This window comes from Paraburkholderia fynbosensis (genome assembly GCF_902859935.1).
GTDB classification, from domain to species: Bacteria; Pseudomonadota; Gammaproteobacteria; order Burkholderiales; family Burkholderiaceae; genus Paraburkholderia; species Paraburkholderia fynbosensis.
Window position 1 is genome coordinate 1 of sequence record NZ_CADIKI010000065.1, and the last position, 1,932, is coordinate 1,932.

The window sequence follows — 1,932 nt, forward strand, 5'->3', positions numbered from 1 at the left end:
CGGTCGCTCACGCCGATGACATGCGTGCACGGACAGTGCGTCTTGAGTACGCCCAGTTGCTCGATGCCTTCTAGCCATTTTGCGCTCTCTTTCTGTTGTACAGTTCGTTGCGCGCGCAGATGTTTCTTGCCCAACTCCTCGTGCCTACGTATCCAGATCTTCATCCCGATCAGCCCGAGTGGCAGCCCCTCTGGCGTGAGCGCAAGCAGACTGTGTATCAGGAAACCACGCACGTGCGGATCGGAGCCGGCGTTCAGCTCCGAACCATTGAACGACTGCGGAAAAGAGCAATGTGGGCCCAGCGAAAGCTTGCGTGCCAGCGTCACGAGCCGTCTGGTCAGGCGAGCGTCGCCGAGCTCGGCGGCGCCAAACTCTTCATTTGCCCAATCATCAAGGTCAGAGGTGTCCGACAATGCCCAGCATTACAGATCACGAACCGGATCAAAGTTAAGATCGGTCGTCACCGTTTACAAGCCATCGCCCTTCAATCGCATGCTGCGGCAGACCGCAAGAGCAGGATGATTGACGAGCGAGATATCGGAGACCGCCTGTCTCGTCATTGGGTGCAGCATCGCCTTACTCAGGTTACGCCGACCAAAAGAAGCGCGGCCCGAAAGCCGGCGTCTATTGTGGGACATCGAGAGTCTATGAAAGAGAGAGTTGCAAGATAGCCCGAGAGGCTTGTTAGCGGAAATACTCATTGCCGGGTTGTCTTGATTCTATACCGATATCGTTTTGGGCGTGCCCGCGAGCCGGCTTTCCCGGTTTCGTCGTCGCTGGCTTTTCAGCTGTGGTAACCCTTGAAATGATCGGCGTCGTAGTCGGCGACCGCAGCTACATGGCTGGATCGCACTGCCGCATAAATTAGTGATCCTTATGTTAAGCGCTTTCGCCTGCGCGCCCTTCAACAAGCCGACAATACTACGAAGCGTGCGACTACCCCCATAAGGATTCCCTTACCGGAAATTCAGCATGGGATCCCCCCTATTTTCTTGATCTCCTGACAGCAACACGAAAACTGGTCGCATACGATGAATGCACGTCGATCGTCCTTTATCTGAGTGTTGCCATGGTTCCCCATCTGTCTGAGAGAGAAGATTCGATCGAGCATATCAACGCAATGTGCTTACACCTCTTCAATTTGTGGTGCAAAACGAGAAGCATCGTGCCGCTGACGTGTACGTTTCTTCGGTGAAACGTTTGCGGCGGTCTCCGCAAGCGGCGTTGAAACATCGTCTGGTTCGTGGAGCAGCAAGCCTGACCGGGCAGATTCATAGACCTTGGCGTCGCATGATGCTGGATGGGCAGTGCACGTATCAATGCCGTGCAGGATGGGCCGAAACACGCTGCTGAGGAGTCCTTGCCGATTCGTCACCGCGTCTGCGGCTTTAATTATTAACAGCGCCACAGAATTGACATTTGGGCTTTTATTGTGGGATTTCTCGACAGCACGATTCTCGGTGAAAAAAAGACCTCCACCTGTGGAGCGTCTAAGGCCTCTGGGTGGAAGCCATCCTACTGGCGCATGCGGAGCGGAGCCGGAAGACAGCAGCAGCAACGAATCCGTGCGGAAGTTACCGAATCAAACGGGTTGCTCGGGCATGTGGTGAAACGTTTGCTGTGCCTGCGACGCGCGAATTTCAGCGGTCATCCGATCATCTTCTTTTTGTGGGTGAAAATAAAATAATGGCGCACAAACGAGTGCTCCATTAGTCCGGGATGTATGCCTGTCAAAAAGAATATTCGCTTTACCACACGATTATTTCAATGTGATTTACAGCACTGCGGTATGTAGACGAAGCAAAAATAATTGCTCGTTTTTAAGCACTACTAATTAGCCCGCGGCCGGATCGGCGCGCGTATCTACTTACTCGAAGCGCCATAAATAGATTTTGGGGTTTCTTTATCGAGAATTTTCTCGACAGTGGAATT

General features: G+C 53.1%; 1 protein-coding gene. It reads right to left on the bottom strand.

The features are described from left to right. A partial coding sequence (locus HV770_RS37990) for an IS4/Tn5 family transposase DNA-binding protein (RefSeq protein ID WP_175166522.1) occupies positions 1-413 on the bottom strand: 413 nt, incomplete at its 3' end. Between the last annotated feature and the right edge of the window lie 1,519 nt (positions 414-1,932).